This window comes from Psychrobacillus sp. AK 1817, assembly GCF_008807035.1.
GTDB classification, from domain to species: domain Bacteria; phylum Bacillota; class Bacilli; order Bacillales_A; family Planococcaceae; genus Psychrobacillus; species Psychrobacillus faecigallinarum.
Genome location: NZ_CP031739.1, coordinates 1911720 through 1929808 on the forward strand (window position 1 = coordinate 1911720; position 18089 = coordinate 1929808).

Consider the following 18089-nt stretch of genomic DNA (forward strand, 5'->3'; position numbering starts at 1 on the left):
GCAATTCCCAGTATTAACCCGTCTAAAAGCGGGATAAACATAGATTAATGCAGTATATGCACTTTTTACATGAACGACAATTACATATTTACCTCTATATCCCCTACTCCTGTTTTTCCTTTTCTACAAAGAGACCCTCTCTTTTCTCCCAGTTAAATAGCTCTTCTCTAGATATAGGCTGATCTTCTGTTGTCTCTATTGGTCTAGCATTTATAATATCTATATTTTGATATATATTTACTTTGCTTTTCTTTCCATAAAGCGCATAGTGATACATCGCATAAGCTAGCTGTCTCCCATGAATCGCTCTCATTTTTTTTAAGGGACCAACAAACACTGGATTTAGTGCTTTAAATAACCCTTCGGAAACACGTTCACCCAGTCTAAATTCCTCTCTCCCACCAATTATCAAGGATGGTTTAAAAATAGAGAGACTCGGCATATTGAGCTCTATTAGCTCTTCCTCTAATCGTCCCTTCACCTGACTGTAGAAAAAAGGAGATTTTTTGTTTGAACCAACTGCAGAGATGACATAAAAATTAGGTATCCCTCTTTTTTTCGCTAAGGAAGCAATTTGAAGAGGATACTCTAAATCTACTTTTTGAAAATTTTCTTTTGTTTTTGCTTTTTTTATCGTTGTTCCTAAGCAGCAAAATAAATCATCCGCGATTTCTAAATCCTCTTCCTCTAGTCGATTAAAATCCTTTATTTTTACGTCTAGCTTTAGATGATCGTATTCCGGCTTTCTCCTTGTAATAATAGACACTGCTGCATATTCTTCACTCTCACATAATTGCTTTACTAAAAACTGACCCGTAAACCCGGTCGCTCCCACAACTATAGCCGTTCGCTTTGCCATTTTTATACCCCCTTCTTAATGCAAGACTGCACCTTTCCTGAATGTATTGTCATATACCCCTGTCCTTTTCCATACAATAGAAAGAATATGTCGGAAAGGAAGATGATGAAACTTGAAACTAGCTTACCTATTAAACACATTGCCTCATCGAGGGTTATATCCTGCCGATCGTGCAAACAGTCTGATTTCTGCAATGAAGGCGAAGGAAAATAAAGTTTTTGTGCCTGCTTCTAATACAAGCCTGATTAACTACTTAGAAAAACAGCAGATTAAGCCCTGTTTGTATAAAACGAATGCTCAATTAGTGGCAGAAATGGATTCCTTCCAACCGGATTGCATTATTCATGATAGCGGCAATTCCGAGAAGGATCTTATTAAAAGATTAAAAAGGGATAACCGTTCCCTTATCCATTTTGATGATCATGGAGATGGTGGTATGCTTGCAGACATCGTCTTTCAAGCACTCTATGAAACTCCTAAAGAGATTTCAAAGGAAAACTACGTTTATGGGCCAATCGGCTATATACCAGTACACAAGATTGTTTATAAAAATAATAACATGCCGGACCTTCCCCCGCATATAGTGGTAGCTTTTCCACATGAAGACCCTGAAAATTTAACGTACCGTACACTAAGACATCTTGTTCAGCTTCATATTCCATTACGCATTAGCGTTCTTGTGAATGACCAATACAAGCACGATGTGACTGAGCTAAAGCGTTTCGCGCTTACGCGAAAATCCATTGGCATTATAAAAACCAATGAACCAGAAATTTATATTCCCTTAAGCGACATCGTTATAAGCTCTGGATCCTATGTCCCTTATTTGGTTTCACAATTTAATGTTCCTTGTATAATCCTATGCGCACATGAAGAAGAGGTTAACTATGGGTTCCCTACAGAAAAACATGGCTTCGCTAACCTCGGTCTAGGAAGAAAAATTAAACAATCCTATCTGCAAAATGCTGTTATGGAGATCATTCTTCATGAAAATCGTAAAAATGCTTATAAGTACAAACAAAAGCAGCTTGATTTTAGCAACCATTTAGAAGAAGTTGTTGGACTTATAGATCAAGTTATAGTCTCAAAAAAAGAGGAAGAAGAAATTGCGCATTAAGTTAATATTTATGCTACAATGAAGCAAAAAGCTGAAGGTGAACATTCATGACAAAACAACAGCTACAAGCACAAATTGCTGAGTTGAAAATGGACTATATTCGATTACAAGGCGACATGGAAAAGCTTGAATCTAACGGACATCCTACTCAAGTAGAAAATGCTGAACGTAGACTAGCCAAAATGGAAGAAGACCTTGCAGAACTAAACAAACAGCTCGCTGAACTGTAAAACGTATTTTTTCTGTTTGCAGACGGGAGAAATAGAATATGTAAAATCCGTCCCTCGATGGGTTGATTTCATAACTATTCCTGTCTGTAACTTCTGTAGAGCATATACAGAAAAAAATATCTTTGCGATGCATTTTTGAGCAGAGATACAGAAAAGATTATTGTTTTATTCGTTTGCGAGCTTTCTTTTTGGAGGAAAAAATCATATGTTAAACGTAGTAAATTTAGGACATACATTCGGAGATCGCACACTATTTAAAGAGGTTTCTTTTCGCTTAGTTGAAGGTGAGCATGTAGGACTTGTAGGGGCAAACGGTGTTGGAAAATCAACATTGATGAGCATTTTAACTGGAGAAATTATATATGACGAAGGTAGAGTAGAATGGCTGCCTGGTACTCATTATGGATACTTGGATCAGCATACACGTTTACAGCCAGGTCGTTCTATGTTCGATACACTTCGTGATGCCTTCTTACCTCTTTATAAAAAAGAGGAAGAGCTGAATGAGATTATTGGAAAAATGGGCGATGCCACGCCTGAGGAATTAGAAGTATTGCTTGAACAAATGGCAGAAATTCAAGACGCATTAGATGCTGGTGACTTCTATTCATTAGATATGAAGATAGAAGAGGTAGCTAGAGGACTTGGTTTAGATGCAATTGGATTAGATCGCCCAGTTGAGGCACTATCCGGGGGTCAGCGTACAAAGGTTTTACTTGCAAAGCTTTTATTGGAAAAGCCAAAGGTTCTTTTACTAGATGAGCCTACCAACTATTTAGATGAAGAGCATGTCAACTGGTTATCCAACTATCTAAAAAACTATCCACATGCATTTCTATTGATCTCCCATGATACAGAATTCATGAATGGAATTGTAGATGTCATTTTCCATTTAGAATTTTCGAAGCTTACACGCTACACTGCTTCCTATGAGAAATTTTTAGAGCTTGCGGAGCTAAATAAAAGACAGCATCTTGATGCTTATGAAAAACAACAGGATTTCATAAAAAAACAAGAGGAATTCATAGCAAAAAACAAAGCACGATACTCAACAACAGGACGAGCTAAATCTCGCCAAAAACAATTGGATCGTATTGAGCGCATTGACCGTCCGGAGACAGCAGCAAAGCCAGAGTTTGGCTTTAAGGAGTCTCGTAGCTCTGGGCGTTATGTAATTGAAGCGGAGCATTTAGAGATTGGTTACGACAAGCCACTTCTTCCACCTTTAACGTTTACGATTGAGCGTGGAGAAAAAATTGCCCTTGTCGGGATGAACGGAATTGGTAAATCTACCTTGCTAAAAACGATACTTGGGAAAATCCCTCCTATTGGTGGTAAAGTAATCCGCGGCGATTTCTTATTCCCTTCTTACTTTGAACAGGAAGTAAAAGCTGGTAACATTACACCAATTGAGTCTGTGTGGGAAACGTATCCAAGCATGGAGCAAAGCCAGGTTCGAGCAGCCTTAGCACGCACTGGCCTGAAAAGTGAGCACATTACTCGTCCCCTTTCCAGTTTAAGTGGTGGTGAGCAAGCGAAGGTCCGTTTATGTAAGCTGATGATGGAAGAAAGTAACTGGCTAATTTTTGACGAACCGACCAACCATTTAGATATCCATGCAAAAGAAGAATTAAAACGTGCGATGAAAGAATTTAAGGGCACGATTGTCCTTGTCAGCCATGAGCCTGAGTTTTATGAAGGCTTAGTTACAAAAGTTTGGAATGTAGAAGAGTGGTTCTCTACAGGAAAAGAAATTATTGAAGAGTAAGATTTTGACCTAATAGATATAAAAAATCTGATCGTGAGATGTATCACGATCAGATTTTTTGAGTTCTTTGGTACTTTTTCTTTAAATTCATCTTATGTATTTGCCATTTCCTCTGTCAAGATTTTCTAACTGCGATATGAAAAAGAAATTAACAGGAAAAACGAGCTTGGAATTGTTTCCCCAAGCTCGTTTGCTTAAGATAATAATCGATGAAATTCAAAAAGCCTAACTAAAAAAATATAAAACGTGAAACCTATGACACGATTTCACGTCTCTTATTTGTAGGTGCTTCCTTAGATTAAGCAAAAGCTAACGATTCTTTTGCCATTTCATCATTCATAATCATTTCCTTTAAGCGCTGTTTTGCTCTGAATAATCGTGATTTTACTGTTCCAATAGAAACCTTCATGACCTCAGCAATTTCATTCAGTGAAAATTGATGAACGTAGAAGTACATTACAGTTTTTTGGTAAATGGCATCTAGCTCAGAAATTTTTGTACGAACAATTTCGCAAACATCTTCTTTTTCCAGCTGCTCCTCTACAGATAAAACGTCTGATGCGATGAGGTCAAGCAAGGAAATATCTAATTGCTCTGGTTGGTTGGCTACGTATTTACTACGTCTCACTTGCTTACGATAGCGATCGCGGAATGTATTCATACAAATAGTAGTCAGCCATGCTTTAATATGATCTACTTCCTTCATATAAGACTCGTACCTTACAACTTTCATCCATACCTCTTGCATTAAGTCTTCTGCTTCTACAGGATTTTTTGTTAGTTTCAAACATAAATAATATATGTAACGGTTATATTCTTCGTATATATTTTCAATTGTAATTTGCATTTTAATATCCTCCGGTTGGCTTTTCTTTATAACTATATAATGCCAAACCATAACCTTACCCTCCATCGGATTCTCTTTCAGAAAAATTACAAACGTGTAAGAAACCATAAAAACGTACCAGAAAGTTTCAAGATAAGTACGAACTATAGATGATTGATTTTCGCTTTAGGCGGGTGCGTTCCGCGGCGTGCAAAATCTTAGGGTACAAAAAAACACAAGAGAAATTAATCCTCTTGTGTTTCATTTGAAGCATCTTCTGTGTCCTTAGTAATTGTTACCCGGACGATTCTATTGCGCTCCATTTCATTTATTTCTATATAAAGGTTTTCAAAACGGAATTTTTCATTTTCTTCTGGCACATGACCAAGCTGCTCTAAAACGAGCCCGCCTATTGTATCATTCTCTGTTTCAATAGCAAGCTTAAGCATTTCATTTAGCTCTTCAATTTCAAAGCGTCCAGAGCATACAATTTGGCTTTCGGATGATTCAAATAAAAGAATCTCTTCATCATCATCCGTTTCATCCTCAATCTCTTGACCAATCATTTCTTCTATTAAATCTTCATGAGTCACAATACCAAGAGTACCGCCATATTCATCTAATACAATAGCCATATGCTTTTTATGGTTGAGCATAAGCTTAAACACTTTTTCCACACTTAGCGTTTGTACTACAAACAATGGCTCTTTATCAATAATATCTTCTAGAATAAGAGATGGCTCAATCGACCACTCTATTAGTTTTTTAGAATAAAACATCCCAACAATTGTATCTAAGCTATCTTCATATATAGGATAGCGTGTGTACGAATGCTCTAAAATTGTATCCCTTACTTCCTCATAGGTTGCCTCTATTGGGATACCTACTACGTCTGTTCTATGAGTACAGAGAACATCTGAGACATCCTTATTTGGGAAATCTAGAATCCCTCTTATTCTCTCTGACTCCTCTACCTCAAAGGTGCCATCATTTGATGCTAAATCCACCATTGATAGCAGCTCTTCCTTTGTAATCATTGTCTCTTTTACTGCACCATTTGACCCTATTCTGATTAGCATATTCGTAAACTCAGCAATCAAGAAGGTCACTGGTCGAAGTATTGCCACTAAGAATCTTATAAAAGGAGCTACCATGTAGACAACCGTTTCTGAAAAAGTTGCAGCGATTGTCTTAGGCAATACCTCACAAAATAATATAATAAATGCTGCTACAACTACTACAGACCAACCAATATGCAAATCATAATAATCCGCTATCAATATGGCTAGTAACGTCATGGATGTATTTGCTATTGTATTACCAATGAGGATAGTAATAATCATCCGGTCCGGCTTCATCAGCTGGGCAAGTAATTTTACTGCAGCTACCTCCCCCTGCTCAGCTTTCAGCTGGACCTTGGTCCTATTTACTGTCATTAATGCTGTTTCGCTTCCTGAAAGAAAAAAGGAAACCACGATAGACACAGCTAAAAGTACAAATTCTATGTACAATTTTATATCCTCCTATTTATTCACGTTCAAATCTCTTCTTATAACTATAGCATACTGTCATTTTAGTTGTCACAAAACAAACGCGATTCAAAAGCTATGGAATAAAAAAGTCCAAGCCTATGTTTCCACAAAATAAATGAGAAAAAGGGATGAAAAATTTCCTATTTGTAAACTCTTCCCCACTAGACTTCAAGATGTTTTAGTTCATTAATAAACAAATTTTCTACTCCTTTAGCGGACTATAGGCTAGCAGCGTAAACGAAGTAAATACTCTTCTGAAAAAATACACCTTTTAGAAAGCCTGATTTAAAAATGATAGTCATCTTCAGAAATGACGATTTCCTTTGGATCATACGGTTCAATATGTACAAAGGTTACCGCCTGACTATTTAATGATTCTATCCGTTTTTCAATTCTATCGGAGATATCATGTGAGCGCCTAACGTTTAAATGTGGATTGACACTAATAGTAATATCAATTAACATCATACCTCCATGCTGACGACCGCGAATTTCATTAATTTCACGAACTTGCGCCATATTTTCCACTTCTGCACGGACTTGGGCTAAGAATTTACTATCAAATCCATCAGTTAATAGATATACAGCTTCTTTAAAAATATCTATTGCTGTTTTGATTATAATAACTCCAATGATAAAAGCTGTAATTGTATCAATTATAGGGAATCCAATAATTGCCGCTACAATACCAATTGCTGTTCCAATACTTACAAAAGCATCCGAACGATTGTCGTAAGCAGCAGCCTTTACAGCAGTACTTTTTACTTTTTCAGCTAGCTTGTAGTTGTATTTATATACAGCAAACATAATTGCGGCACTTATTAGTGACACAAAGATTGTTATTATTTCCGGATCTTCATTTGTCGGATGTAGCATATTTTCTACAGCTGAGATCAGTACCTCGATCCCTACATATATCATAATGAACGAAGCTATTAAAGAGGATACTGTTTCTGCACGAAAATGGCCATAACGGTGGTCATCATCTGGTGGCCGCTGTGAAATACGTAGCCCGATCAGTACTGCCACGGATGCAATAATATCTGTAGTATTATTAAGACCATCCGCACGTAATGCCTCTGAATTTCCGAAATATCCAACTGTTAATTTAAATACACTTAACACAATATATGTGACTATAGATAAGTATGCGCCTTTTTCACCTGCGCGCAAGTTTGTGTATAGCTCCAAAATGTTTCCCCTCCGCAACTTCCCTAAAAACACGAAAGAGGCTACCCATTGCCTAAACGACAATGGGTAACCTCTATAGTTAGTTTTTTCATTATAGCATTTGTTCGTATTTAAAGATAGTTTTACGTGTAGTACCCTTGAATTTCCATTTTTGAAACTTTATAAACGAATCCAGTTAATTAGGAAAAGTGTGAACATGTAATACATAGAATGACTTCCACATAAATTCTTTCTGAAAAAACATAACAAAACGTGTGAAGGATAAGCCACCCCCATGTAATACTTCTGTCGCTAAAATTAACACGATAAATTTTCGTGTGTAAAACTTTAAATCATCTTGTCCCTTGTTAGATATAGATTAGGTTTGTGGCGTTCAATTTTAGATGGTTACTTTCACTGTTCTTTTTTATGATATTCGAATCTTGTATATTGAAGAGTTTTTGTACTATAAGAGTTGAAATTGCATATACCCTTCTATACTTTTATAAAGTAGTACACATCATTTTTTTATTCTTCAATTTGGACCACTACATTAACAACAGATGCATCATGATTTTTGATACGTAAAGGTGCTGTAAAAGCAGAAATGATCTTTTTGCCTATTAAGGGCTCAGGATTGATGTCTTCATAGATAAGCATTGTCGGTTCCTCGTATCTTTCATGATCTAAAAAAGCATGGTGGACAAAATAGCCATTTTCTTTCGCTTCTGTTAAGTTTTCAATACTTAAAGTATCAATGGCTACAGCTTTACAGTTCGGCAATTTCGTCCGTATATATTCGGCTGCATCCGGTGAAACAGATGGGAAGTTATTAGCATATTTTTCGAAATCATTTTCACGATATTTCCAGTGGCTAGTATTAAAAATTAGAATATCAGCTTCCTTCAATTCTTCATATTCCTCTAGCTTTTCAATAGTGATAAAGCCGTTTGGACCTACTGGACAATCGATTAACAACGGATTTTGGTAAATGAAGTCTTCAATTGGAATAGCGTCTATTCCCTTGCCATTATTTAAATGATGCCAGGGGGCATCCACATGCGTCCCAGCGTGAAGATACATGCTCAATACGCTACCATTCCAGTCATCTCCTTTTTCCAAACGCTCTCTCGGCTCTAATTTCACTTCCGGTAAACCTGGATAAACGGGCATTCCTTCATAAATCGGGTAACCAATTTCAACATGTTTCTTCATTCTGGCATGCTCCCTATATATTTATTTGTAAATTCTATAGAGTGAATATTATCTTCTTGTAGATAGCACCTAGAAGAATACTCCCTCTTTAAGCAAAACCGTGTACCCTAATTAAATTGTCATCTAAATCTTTAAAATAAAACTCGTGATAATTTAATACAGGATTTTCTATCGCTTGGACTTGAACTCCCTTTTCCTTCAATAGGCTGTGCGTCTCGAAAACGTGATCACTTTGCAAATCCAAAGCAACACTTTTAGGCAACACATTTGAATCACTTGCTTTGAAACGATTACTAATTGCTAGTTTTGTATTTTCATTTATAGGGAAAAAGTATGCAACATCAATGTTGTTAGTAGGTTTGATACCTAATATGTTTGTATACCAATCCACTGAAGCCGATAAATCCTTCACAAAACACCAAACAACTACATTGCCATTAAAAATAGTTTGATTTTCAAACAATTGTATTCCTCCCTGATATTGTAATTTTATTACTATTCTTTAAACGGAAACAAAATACCTTTTAAATATAGTCTTTCTTTTCTAAATGTTTATATTTCTCTATTTGGTACTTCTAATGATAATCATATATCTCTTCTAAAACCTTAGCGCCACTAGATTCTCCGAGTTATTTAGTTGTCACAAAACTTATGCTATACTGTTTTTACTATATCTTTAGAAAGAAGGATGGATCCATGAGCCAACTAACAATCTTAGACAATTACTTTGCAGAAAAAAGAGAAAAACACTTAGAAGAATTGAAAAAATTTCTTAGTATACCAAGCATTTCATCCTTATCAGAGCACAAAGCCGATATGCAAAAGGGTGCAGAATGGCTATCAGATTCATTTAAGCAAGCTGGTCTAGAAAATATTGTGATTGATGAAACAAAGGGGCATCCAGTAGTGTATGCTGATTGGTTACATGCGGAGGACAAGCCAACTGTGCTTATTTATGGACATTACGATGTTCAGCCTGTAGACCCTTTGAACCTTTGGGAATCTGAACCATTTAATCCAGAGGTACGCGATAACAAGCTATATGCACGTGGTGCTAGTGACGATAAAGGTCAAGTATTTATGCATGTTAAAGCTGTCGAAGCACTTCTTGAACTTGAGGGATCCTTACCTGTCAATGTGAAGTTCCTAATAGAAGGCGAAGAAGAGGTTGGCAGCCCTAATTTAGAAGAGTACATCGAAAGCAATAAGGATAAGCTTGCAGCAGATGTAATCGTTATTTCCGATACAGGTATGCAAGGACCTGGACAACCAGCAGTTTGTTATGGTTTACGTGGTTTATGTGGTGTTCAAATTGATGTAAAAGGTGCAAAAGGCGACCTACATTCTGGACTTTACGGTGGCGGTGTACAAAACTCCATCCATGCGTTAGTCTCCATTTTAGAGTCTTTCCGTGACGAAGAAGGTACCATCGAAGTAGAGGGCTTCTATGATAATGTTCGTCCTTTAATGGAAGAAGAACGTGAAGCATACGCTGCTCTTGGTTTCAACGAGGATGAGCTGAAACAAGAAGTTGGCGTCACTGAGTTATTTGGTGAAAAAGGATATACTCATCTAGAACGTGTTTGGGCACGTCCAACTCTCGAAATTAATGGGATATTTGGTGGTTTCTCTGGGGAAGGTATTAAAACTGTATTACCGAGCGAGGCAGGAGCAAAAATTACTTGTCGCTTAGTACCAGATCAGGACCCTGAAGAAATTGTTACAAAACTGAAAGCACATATTGAAAAGCATAAACCAGCCGGTGTAACAGTGAAAGTAACTGAATTTGATAAAGGAAAACCTTTCATCACACCTTTTGACCATCCTGCTATTCAAGCAGCAGGTCGCAGCTACGAAAAAATATATGCTGTACCAACTGCTTATACTCGCGGAGGTGGATCAATTCCAATCGTAGCAGCTTTCGATGAAATTCTTGAACTACCAGTAGTATTGATGGGCTTCGGATTATCTACCGAAAACTTCCATGCTCCTAATGAGCATTTTCATCTAGAGAATTTTGATAAGGGATTACGTGTTATTGGTGATTACTATAATGAACTGTCTAGCCTATCAAAAGAAGAATTAAAAAAATAATAATAATAATAATAATAATAATAATATAATTTAGCACATGGATTCTTTTTGAATTCATGTGTTTTTATTATCCTCCTAATGTATAATTATTTATTAAATGGATTAATATACCATATAGAAGGAGAGTACTCAAATGCAAGTACAAGGCATAAAGCTAATTGCTAGGAAGGTTATTACACCTGTTATTACTGCAATGATTTTTGGTTTATTCTTTTCTTCTTATAACTTGATTGGCAATGATTCTATTCCGCCGTATAGTCGTGGTGAAGAGTTCATAGCTTGGGCTTTGATTTTATTTTTCTATAGCGGATTCATCATACTTATATATGGCACACCTGTCTCCCTCCTCCTAGAATTTATCTTAAGAAAAAAAATGCCCAAGTATAATTGGTTATATATTTTGTTTCATGCTCTTTTTGGTGGTCTATTCTTTTACCAGAAATTAGACCTTATTTTTTTAGGTATTGTTCCTGCCCTCATATACAGCATAGTTGATAGATGGTTATATACTAAAAATTTGGACGGCCGCCATATTACCTTTGGATTTCTTTCTCCGATTGCTCTTGCTGTGGTTCTCTGGTTATTTTTCTCCCTAATTTCTGAATCTCGTCCACCTTTTACTAGTGAAGAGGCTATTGCACTTGCAACATCTGGAGAAGACACTATTTCTAGTAACTTTCCAAAAGGGAAGGATAAATGGAGCGGTAACATTGAAGGTTTTAACGTATCTAGAAAAACATCTGCTAGAAAAATAGGTGATGATCAGTATCTCGTTACATTTACAGAAACCTGGGAAAAAGGGTATGTAAATGGGACCTATTCTGTTTCATATATAGTCAATAGGAATTCAGTTTCTCTTCATAGCGAAGGCGGTAAATCCCCCCTTACTATAAAAAATAAGGCGAGTAAGAATGGGGCCCCCACTCTTACTCGCCTCAATATTAGTTAGTTCTCGTTTCCAAAGAATGTGATAACTTCTTCTATACTCTTTCGTGGTTTTGGTTTAGGAGCCTCGTCATAATAACCGACCTGTAACATGCTAATGATACGTTCTCCTGGCTTTACTCCTAAAGATTCACGAAATTTTGGATTATCTAGGAATCCTGGCGTTTTCCAGCATGATCCGATGCCTCGATCCCATGCTAACAACTGGATATTTTGAACAAGCATGCTAGCTGCAGCATAATCCTCTAAACGTTCCTTTTGGCGTGCATCTTCTGGAACAATAACAAATACATAACCACCTGGATTTTTATACTTTTGCATTTGTTTTTCTAAGGCATCCTCTGAAAGCTCATGCCATTTCGGTATCCCATATTCTTTTAACAGCTCATGTAATTCATTTAATTCTGACCCACATGCGACGATAAAGCGCCATGGCTGTCTTAGCTGGTGATTAGGCGCCCATAGGGCATCCTCCAAAATAGATAGTAGCACTTCTCTGTCTACAGGCTGTCCATTAAATAATTTTATAGATCTTCTTTGAATAATTGCATCTTTTACCGTCAATGATTGTTCATTCATTATTACACCCTCTTAATTGTCAGTCTTTTTCATCCATTCAATCATACCAATTTATATCAGAGTTTAAAAGTCTTTCAGTTGTTACCTAGTTTTATGTAACGTTACTTTAAATCTTAGTGTAAAATAAAACAAATGGGAATTTTTTCTTTTGTGTATTAATACATTACTAACATTTTTGAGGTGATACATTGCTCCTACTCTACTGGATTTTCAGCTATTTTGTTGGTAATTTCCTTACAGCCTGGTGGGTCGGTAAGTGGAAAAATACAGATTTAAGGACGGAACGCAGTGGCAACCTCGGCGCTAGGAATGCTGGCGCAGTTTTAGGGAAGGCAGCCTTTGTTTTAACCTTCGTTGGTGATGCATTAAAAGGGATTCTAGTTCTTTATGTAGGCTATGTTTTAGATTTCTCTACCCTTACTATTGCTACCGGGGCTTTCTTCGTTATAATTGGTCACCTTTACCCCCTTTGGTTAAAAGGAAAAGGAGGAAAAGGAATTGCTACCTTTATAGGGGTGTCACTTGCTCTTAACCCTTTTTTGTTCGGAATGCTGGCAGTCGTTTTTCTACTCTTACTTTCCGTTATCCGCAGTGCAACATTAAGCATGATTTTAGCCTTTAGTGCATACGGTATTCTATGTTTAGTTATACCGGAATATCAAGATTTGGCCCCTCTTTCCTTAATAATTATAATCATTATAATAAAACACCGACATGATGTAGTAGATTCCTGGCATGAACGTTGGTGGAACAAATCCAATTTAAATTAATTGATATTAAAGAATTTAACAGGAGTATGATTTCCTAATTATGATTAAAATTAAAATAGATAGGATGTAAGTAATGACCTCACAAAAAATCGCATGGGTAGTAGATAGCAGTGCTTATATAAGTAATTTATTAAGAAATCATCCAGACGTATATGTTGTACCTATCAACATTCACTTTGGAACGGAACAATTTGTCGATGGTGTCGATTTGACGTCCGAGCAGTTGTATCAGCGAATCAGAAACGGGGCTGATTCCATAAAAACCTCACAGCCTTCAGCTGGAGAATTTGCTCAATTGTATACAAAACTAAGTACCGAATATAGCTCTATTATCGCCATTCATGTTTCACAAAGCTTAAGTGGTACCCTTTCCTCGTCTGTAGCTGGAGCGCAAATTGCCCAAGTAGAAGTTGATTGTATCGATTCTCTTTCTCTATCAGCAGGGATTACCGGTCTGGTAGAAAAGGGAATGAAGCTTGATGAAGATGGAATTCCTTACAAAGAAATAGTAGCCAATTTAAAGACAGAGGCTACTAAATTTAATAATTATATTTTAATAGGAAATCTTACGCAGCTTTATAAAGGTGGAAGGTTAAGTAGCGCTCAGTTTTACTTAGGCACTCTGTTAAAAATAAAACCTGTAATACAGATAAACAATAAAGGCGAATTACAAGAGCTCGATAAAGTTAGATCACATAAAAAGGCAATTCAGTATTTAATCAATAAAGTGGTTGATTCAGCAAATAATGAAGGAAGTAAGACGATTTATATTATGCATGCCAATGCCCTACAACAAGCAAATGATTTAAAAGAAGCCCTTTTGCTTCACTGTCCACAATTAGACATAGTTATAGGAGAAATAAGTACCTCACTAGCAGTACACGCAGGGGAGGATACAATTGCAGTATTATGGTACGCCCCTTAAATCTTCATGCCATATAAAAGCTAAAGTTTGATTTTAAAAAGCCATAAAAAATGAGCTGGAGAATACATCTCCAAGCTCATTCCATTTTGATGTCCATTTTTTACTTAAGCACCCGTTAGTGCATTAAAAAGGATGCTTTAGATTTATCAATTCCCTGTTTTTCTTCCCATTCTTCTCGTAACATTCCCATCTTAATTGCATCAAAATATTCCCCGTCAACCATTCTAGCGTTTCTTATTCGTGCTTCTTCTTTCATCCCAATTCTTTCTGCTACCTTCATCATCCTTACATTACCTGACCACGTTGACATTCCTAACCTATGTAAATCAGTAGAACTGAATAAGAAATCTATCCAGAGTTTATAAGCCTCGGTTCCATAGCCACCATTCCAGTAATTGTTATCATAAATGACTATTCCAGTTTCTAACCAATTAGTGTTTTTATCTACCCAATAAGAGCCTACCGTTCCAATTAATTTATTTCCTACAAAAATGATTAATGAATTAGGAGTGTTGGGTGCAATTTGATAGTCTTTATCCCAATTTATTTTAAACTCTTCTTTTGTTATTTTAGTCTCAGGTATGTAAGGGCCATTCCATTTCTTCGCTTCTTGTTTCTTATCTTCATACTTCCAATAATATAAGTCATCAATATCTTGTTGGTTAGCCTCTTTCAATTCAACTTTTTGCCCGACGATTTTTATCATAAATGTAAATTCCCTCCTCTATATCTGTTTAAACTAATATTAACATAATATTCAACCGGCTTTTGAAAAAGGAGTTCTAGAAGTAAAGGTCCAGTTAGTTTAATAAGAGGGTGAGTAAATCCTATCTGTATCAGTATCAATTACAAAATCAACTTTTATATTGTTGGAATAAGGTATTTGTTCAAAATTTTGAAGTCTGAAAATACATTTGTAAGATTACTTGTCTCTAATACTAATTCTTTAGCATTGAGGTACTTTTGCTTTAGTCGCTGTTTTGAACACTTTTTACACATAAGTAGAACTTGTTGAAAGAAATCGTCAATTTCAATAATCATAATAATCACGACTAGTTGCTAATCAGTCATATAAACAAATAAAAAGAAAGGGCGTTTTATTCGCCCTCCCTTTTCTCCTCCTTATAAAACCCCTTAGAAATCGTCCTTAACATGGAAGAATATATATTTCGTATTTGATGTATAAGCATATGAGTCATGATAGTCCCAGTACCTGTTTCTACTATTATTAGTGTGCGCATTTACGTAGGGTACTCCATCTTGAATACGTGTTACGATTGTTGAATGATCCCATCGGCCGTCTCCCTCAAAATCATAAAATATTAGATCTCCAAGAATCAGTTCTTGCGCTGAATTCACTTGTTTGGCTTGTAGCCCAATAGTAGAGCCAGCTAGGTACCAGCGTAAAGAATGGGGTGTTGACCAACTTAGACTCCATGTATTGTTTCCTAACCACCAACCTTTCTGCCTATTAGGCTGCCCTCTCATAGGAGCGCCTCCAGCGAGCAAGCATTGAGAAATATAATTCGTACAGTCCACATCAAAAATAGGAAAATTAGGGTTATAGCTATTCCACCATGTTTCCGCGTACTGAACTGCTGCTTGTCGATTATATTTTACCAAAATTTCCACCTCCTTCTATTCTGTTTATATGTATTCATCGAAAATATATGCTAGTATGAAGGTAACTGGAAATTTTTTGTGAATTCAATTTATATTTTAGGAAAGGAAGTTGGCTTATGCGACAACATGCAGAAAAGGAAATCACCTCGCCGACTTTGCTATGCGATGATAAAGGGAATCTAAATCCCAAGGCAATAGGTTTTGCTAGAAAGCCAATAATTGAAAGTAACTTAAAGGGTCATTATATGCGGAAGAAAAAGTGGAATTACTGGTGTGTGTTTGGAGATGAAATTCTATTCTCAGCAACTATTAGCCACTTAGACTACGCAGCCGTCTGCTTTGTCTATTTCCTGAATTACGAAACACAACGCTTTGTTGAAAAGACCGTAACCATTCCCTTAGGCAATAAAGTTAAGATGCCTGATCAGGTATTAGAGAGCGTTCACCTTCATTCGGAGGAAATGTCCATCCAACTTTTGTATATTCAAAATGAGACCCATATGACAGTTACTGTTCCTAATTTTGATGGAGAAATGTTACACGCTGACATACATATCACCCATCCACCAGACGATGATTCCCTGAATGTGGTGATTCCTTGGAATAGGACTCAATTTCAATTTACCGCAAAGCACCACCTCTTACCTACCAAGGGTTTTGTAAAAATGGGAGATTCCCGCTATCACCTTCAGGAGCATGACAACTTTGCAGTCTTGGACTATGGAAGAGGGGTCTGGCCGCGTCAAGCAACATGGAACTGGGGGTTTGCTTCACAACGTGTAGGCTTAAAACGAATCGGCTTAAACCTTGGAGGTAAATGGACTGACGGAACTGGTATGACTGAAAATGCTGTGATTGTAGATGGAATCTTAACGAAGATTCATGAGGATTTGATTTTTCACTATCAAACAAATGACTTCATGGTACCATGGACGATTAAAACGAAGTTTTCTAATGATGTAGATTTAACCTTTACCCCCTTCTTCCATAGAGTAGCTAAGACAGATGCAAAACTGGTTTCATCAGAAGTAAACCAGATGATGGGTTACTACAATGGAAAAATCCAATTGGAGGATGGCCCAACTTTACAGATTCTACAGATGCTTGGATGTATAGAAGAGCATAAGGCCAAATGGTAAGATATAAACAAGAGGGTGCAAAAGAATTAATTCTTTTGCACCCTCTTGTCTAAAACATATATATTTAAATCATTTTCAGCATGCCAACAATTTTACATGAAATGAACAATATTATTAAAGGATTCTAAAGAAATGCAGGCTACGATCCTTTTGTTAGTTGATAAGCTATCTTTGCTGTTCACTCTAGTAATAATAGAACTTCACTTTTTAAATAAGTAGCTCAAGCATTTGTTTATTTTTTTCTTTAAAAATCTCATTATGAGAGGAAACCATTGCTGCACTATGGGCATCTGGCTGAATAAAACGTTTTGCACGGTTTACAGCGTTAGCTGCGTCCTGAAATGTACCCGCTATTAAATGGAGCTTCCCGGGATGAGCTAATATGTCCCCAGCGGCATAAATGCCTGCTACGGATGTCTCGCTTGTACTTGTACCGTCTACGTAATATTCATCCTTTACCGCAATGTTGACTGTACTATTTTCAATAAGTTCCGCGTCTCTTTCATAGCCATGATTGATAATTACCTCATCAATGTCTAAGAAGTTCACTTCTCCTGTTTCATTATTCGTCAACGCCACTTGCTCGATAATTTCATGGTTATTCGACGCAATTAATTTAGAGATAGACGTATTAAATAAGCAGGTGACCGTACTGTTCATCAATTGAGTAATTTGCGCCTCATGTCCGTTTAATGCATCTTTTCTGTAAGTAACATAAACCTTTTTTGCAATTGGCTCCAGCTCGTTTGCCCAATCAATCGCAGAGTTTCCACCGCCAGAGATAATAACCGTTTTATCCTTGAAGCGACGTTTAGATTTAATAGTGTAATTTAAATTACTTACTTCAAAACGTTCTGCCCCTTCTATATCCAACTTAAGTGGATTAAGAATCCCACCTCCGATAGCGAGGATAATCGTCTTAGAGTAATGGACTTGACCGGATGCAGTTGTTAAGCAAAAAATCTTTTCATTGCTTTTGGTGATGGATTCTACCTTTTCATTTAATACAACCTCTGGATTAAACGTTAGCCCCTGCTCCACCAGCTGACCTATCAAACGTTCACCTGATATAGGAGGCTGTCCCCCTACATCCCATATCATTTTTTCAGGGTATACATGTATTTTTCCGCCCAACTGAGGCTGAAATTCAATAATTTTTGTCCTCATTTCTCGTAATCCACTATAAAAAGCTGAATATAATCCTGCTGGACCACCACCAATGATTGTTACATCAAATACATCCTGCATATGCTTTAGTCTCCTCTAAAAGTTATTGTTGACTTCTGTCCAAAAATTC

The 18089-nt window shown here is 36.7% G+C and carries 18 protein-coding genes; 8 read left to right on the forward strand and 10 right to left on the reverse strand.

What is annotated here, in order from left to right; genetic code table 11:
* Nucleotides 1-103 precede the first annotated feature (103 nt).
* Nucleotides 104-859, reverse strand: a complete 756-nt coding sequence (locus D0S48_RS09575) for an NAD-dependent epimerase/dehydratase family protein (RefSeq protein ID WP_151111447.1) — start codon at nucleotides 857-859, stop codon at nucleotides 104-106.
* 112 nt (nucleotides 860-971) lie between these two features.
* Between D0S48_RS09575 and D0S48_RS09580 the strand changes: the two genes are divergently transcribed.
* The 3 genes from D0S48_RS09580 (at nucleotide 972) to D0S48_RS09590 (ending at nucleotide 3974) form a co-directional block, all read left to right on the forward strand.
* Complete coding sequence (locus D0S48_RS09580) at nucleotides 972-1976, forward strand: hypothetical protein (protein WP_151111449.1); 1005 nt, start codon at nucleotides 972-974, stop codon at nucleotides 1974-1976.
* Between the two features lie 47 nt (nucleotides 1977-2023).
* Nucleotides 2024-2206 carry an SE1832 family protein gene (locus D0S48_RS09585; protein ID WP_144539904.1) on the forward strand — a complete coding sequence of 61 codons (183 nt, stop codon included), beginning with the start codon at nucleotides 2024-2026 and terminating at the stop codon, nucleotides 2204-2206.
* A 205-nt stretch (nucleotides 2207-2411) separates the two neighbouring features.
* The gene (locus D0S48_RS09590; RefSeq protein WP_151111451.1) at nucleotides 2412-3974 is read left to right on the forward strand and encodes an ABC-F family ATP-binding cassette domain-containing protein; all 1563 of its coding nucleotides are present in this window, start codon (nucleotides 2412-2414) and stop codon (nucleotides 3972-3974) included.
* 298 nt (nucleotides 3975-4272) lie between these two features.
* Here the strand turns inward: D0S48_RS09590 and D0S48_RS09595 are convergent, their stop codons facing one another.
* From D0S48_RS09595 to D0S48_RS09615, 5 genes are all read right to left on the reverse strand, one after another.
* A complete protein-coding gene (locus tag D0S48_RS09595) occupies nucleotides 4273-4821 on the reverse strand; it encodes an RNA polymerase sigma factor (protein ID WP_144540056.1) in 549 nt (182 codons plus the stop codon).
* A gap of 224 nt (nucleotides 4822-5045) precedes the next feature.
* Nucleotides 5046-6311: a hemolysin family protein gene (locus D0S48_RS09600; RefSeq protein WP_225215978.1), complete on the reverse strand. Its 1266-nt coding sequence runs from the start codon at nucleotides 6309-6311 to the stop codon at nucleotides 5046-5048.
* A gap of 306 nt (nucleotides 6312-6617) precedes the next feature.
* Nucleotides 6618-7523, reverse strand: coding sequence for a cation diffusion facilitator family transporter (locus D0S48_RS09605; RefSeq protein ID WP_144539908.1), 906 nt, complete (start codon nucleotides 7521-7523; stop codon nucleotides 6618-6620).
* 507 nt (nucleotides 7524-8030) lie between these two features.
* Nucleotides 8031-8717, reverse strand: coding sequence for a cyclase family protein (locus D0S48_RS09610; RefSeq protein ID WP_144539910.1), 687 nt, complete (start codon nucleotides 8715-8717; stop codon nucleotides 8031-8033).
* A gap of 88 nt (nucleotides 8718-8805) precedes the next feature.
* The gene (locus D0S48_RS09615) at nucleotides 8806-9180 is read right to left on the reverse strand and encodes a VOC family protein (RefSeq protein ID WP_186318220.1); all 375 of its coding nucleotides are present in this window, start codon (nucleotides 9178-9180) and stop codon (nucleotides 8806-8808) included.
* 233 nt (nucleotides 9181-9413) lie between these two features.
* Between D0S48_RS09615 and D0S48_RS09620 the strand changes: the two genes are divergently transcribed.
* Nucleotides 9414-10811 carry a dipeptidase gene (locus tag D0S48_RS09620; RefSeq protein WP_151111453.1) on the forward strand — a complete coding sequence of 466 codons (1398 nt, stop codon included), beginning with the start codon at nucleotides 9414-9416 and terminating at the stop codon, nucleotides 10809-10811.
* Between the two features lie 133 nt (nucleotides 10812-10944).
* Nucleotides 10945-11760 (forward strand): hypothetical protein, encoded by an 816-nt coding sequence (locus D0S48_RS09625; protein WP_151111455.1) that lies wholly within the window; start codon nucleotides 10945-10947, stop codon nucleotides 11758-11760.
* Here D0S48_RS09625 and D0S48_RS09630 read toward each other — a convergent pair.
* On the reverse strand, nucleotides 11757-12335 hold the full coding sequence (locus D0S48_RS09630) for a nitroreductase family protein (RefSeq protein WP_144539919.1): 579 nt from the start codon (nucleotides 12333-12335) through the stop codon (nucleotides 11757-11759). The two genes, D0S48_RS09625 and D0S48_RS09630, sit on opposite strands and share 4 nt — an antisense overlap.
* Nucleotides 12336-12523: 188 nt before the next feature.
* Here D0S48_RS09630 and D0S48_RS09635 point away from each other — a divergent pair, with 188 nt between their 5' ends.
* The gene (locus tag D0S48_RS09635) at nucleotides 12524-13105 is read left to right on the forward strand and encodes a glycerol-3-phosphate acyltransferase (protein ID WP_144539921.1); all 582 of its coding nucleotides are present in this window, start codon (nucleotides 12524-12526) and stop codon (nucleotides 13103-13105) included.
* Between the two features lie 73 nt (nucleotides 13106-13178).
* On the forward strand, nucleotides 13179-14030 hold the full coding sequence (locus D0S48_RS09640) for a DegV family protein (RefSeq protein WP_144539923.1): 852 nt from the start codon (nucleotides 13179-13181) through the stop codon (nucleotides 14028-14030).
* 115 nt (nucleotides 14031-14145) lie between these two features.
* Here D0S48_RS09640 and D0S48_RS09645 read toward each other — a convergent pair whose 3' ends face one another.
* Entirely contained in the window at nucleotides 14146-14736 is a 591-nt protein-coding gene (locus tag D0S48_RS09645; RefSeq protein ID WP_144539925.1) for a GNAT family N-acetyltransferase, read from the reverse strand.
* Between the two features lie 428 nt (nucleotides 14737-15164).
* Nucleotides 15165-15656, reverse strand: coding sequence for an amidase domain-containing protein (locus D0S48_RS09650; protein WP_144540060.1), 492 nt, complete (start codon nucleotides 15654-15656; stop codon nucleotides 15165-15167).
* A 113-nt stretch (nucleotides 15657-15769) separates the two neighbouring features.
* Here D0S48_RS09650 and D0S48_RS09655 point away from each other — a divergent pair, with 113 nt between their 5' ends.
* Nucleotides 15770-16792 carry a DUF2804 domain-containing protein gene (locus tag D0S48_RS09655; protein ID WP_144539927.1) on the forward strand — a complete coding sequence of 341 codons (1023 nt, stop codon included), beginning with the start codon at nucleotides 15770-15772 and terminating at the stop codon, nucleotides 16790-16792.
* 207 nt (nucleotides 16793-16999) lie between these two features.
* On the opposite strand, the gene D0S48_RS09660 is transcribed toward D0S48_RS09655, so the two are convergent.
* A complete protein-coding gene (locus tag D0S48_RS09660; RefSeq protein WP_144539928.1) occupies nucleotides 17000-18040 on the reverse strand; it encodes an NAD(P)/FAD-dependent oxidoreductase in 1041 nt (346 codons plus the stop codon).
* Nucleotides 18041-18089: the final 49 nt, after the last annotated feature.

Coding starts and splice junctions, on each gene's coding strand:
- D0S48_RS09575 (WP_151111447.1), bottom strand. CDS start 859: ATGGCAAAGCGAACGGCTATAGTTGTGGGAGCGACCGGGTTTACGGGT.
- D0S48_RS09585 (WP_144539904.1), top strand. CDS start 2,024: ATGACAAAACAACAGCTACAAGCACAAATTGCTGAGTTGAAAATGGAC.
- D0S48_RS09590 (WP_151111451.1), top strand. CDS start 2,412: ATGTTAAACGTAGTAAATTTAGGACATACATTCGGAGATCGCACACTA.
- D0S48_RS09595 (WP_144540056.1), bottom strand. CDS start 4,821: ATGCAAATTACAATTGAAAATATATACGAAGAATATAACCGTTACATA.
- D0S48_RS09610 (WP_144539910.1), bottom strand. CDS start 8,717: ATGAAGAAACATGTTGAAATTGGTTACCCGATTTATGAAGGAATGCCC.
- D0S48_RS09620 (WP_151111453.1), top strand. CDS start 9,414: ATGAGCCAACTAACAATCTTAGACAATTACTTTGCAGAAAAAAGAGAA.
- D0S48_RS09625 (WP_151111455.1), top strand. CDS start 10,945: ATGCAAGTACAAGGCATAAAGCTAATTGCTAGGAAGGTTATTACACCT.
- D0S48_RS09630 (WP_144539919.1), bottom strand. CDS start 12,335: ATGAATGAACAATCATTGACGGTAAAAGATGCAATTATTCAAAGAAGA.
- D0S48_RS09640 (WP_144539923.1), top strand. CDS start 13,179: ATGACCTCACAAAAAATCGCATGGGTAGTAGATAGCAGTGCTTATATA.
- D0S48_RS09645 (WP_144539925.1), bottom strand. CDS start 14,736: ATGATAAAAATCGTCGGGCAAAAAGTTGAATTGAAAGAGGCTAACCAA.
- D0S48_RS09655 (WP_144539927.1), top strand. CDS start 15,770: ATGCGACAACATGCAGAAAAGGAAATCACCTCGCCGACTTTGCTATGC.
- D0S48_RS09660 (WP_144539928.1), bottom strand. CDS start 18,040: ATGCAGGATGTATTTGATGTAACAATCATTGGTGGTGGTCCAGCAGGA.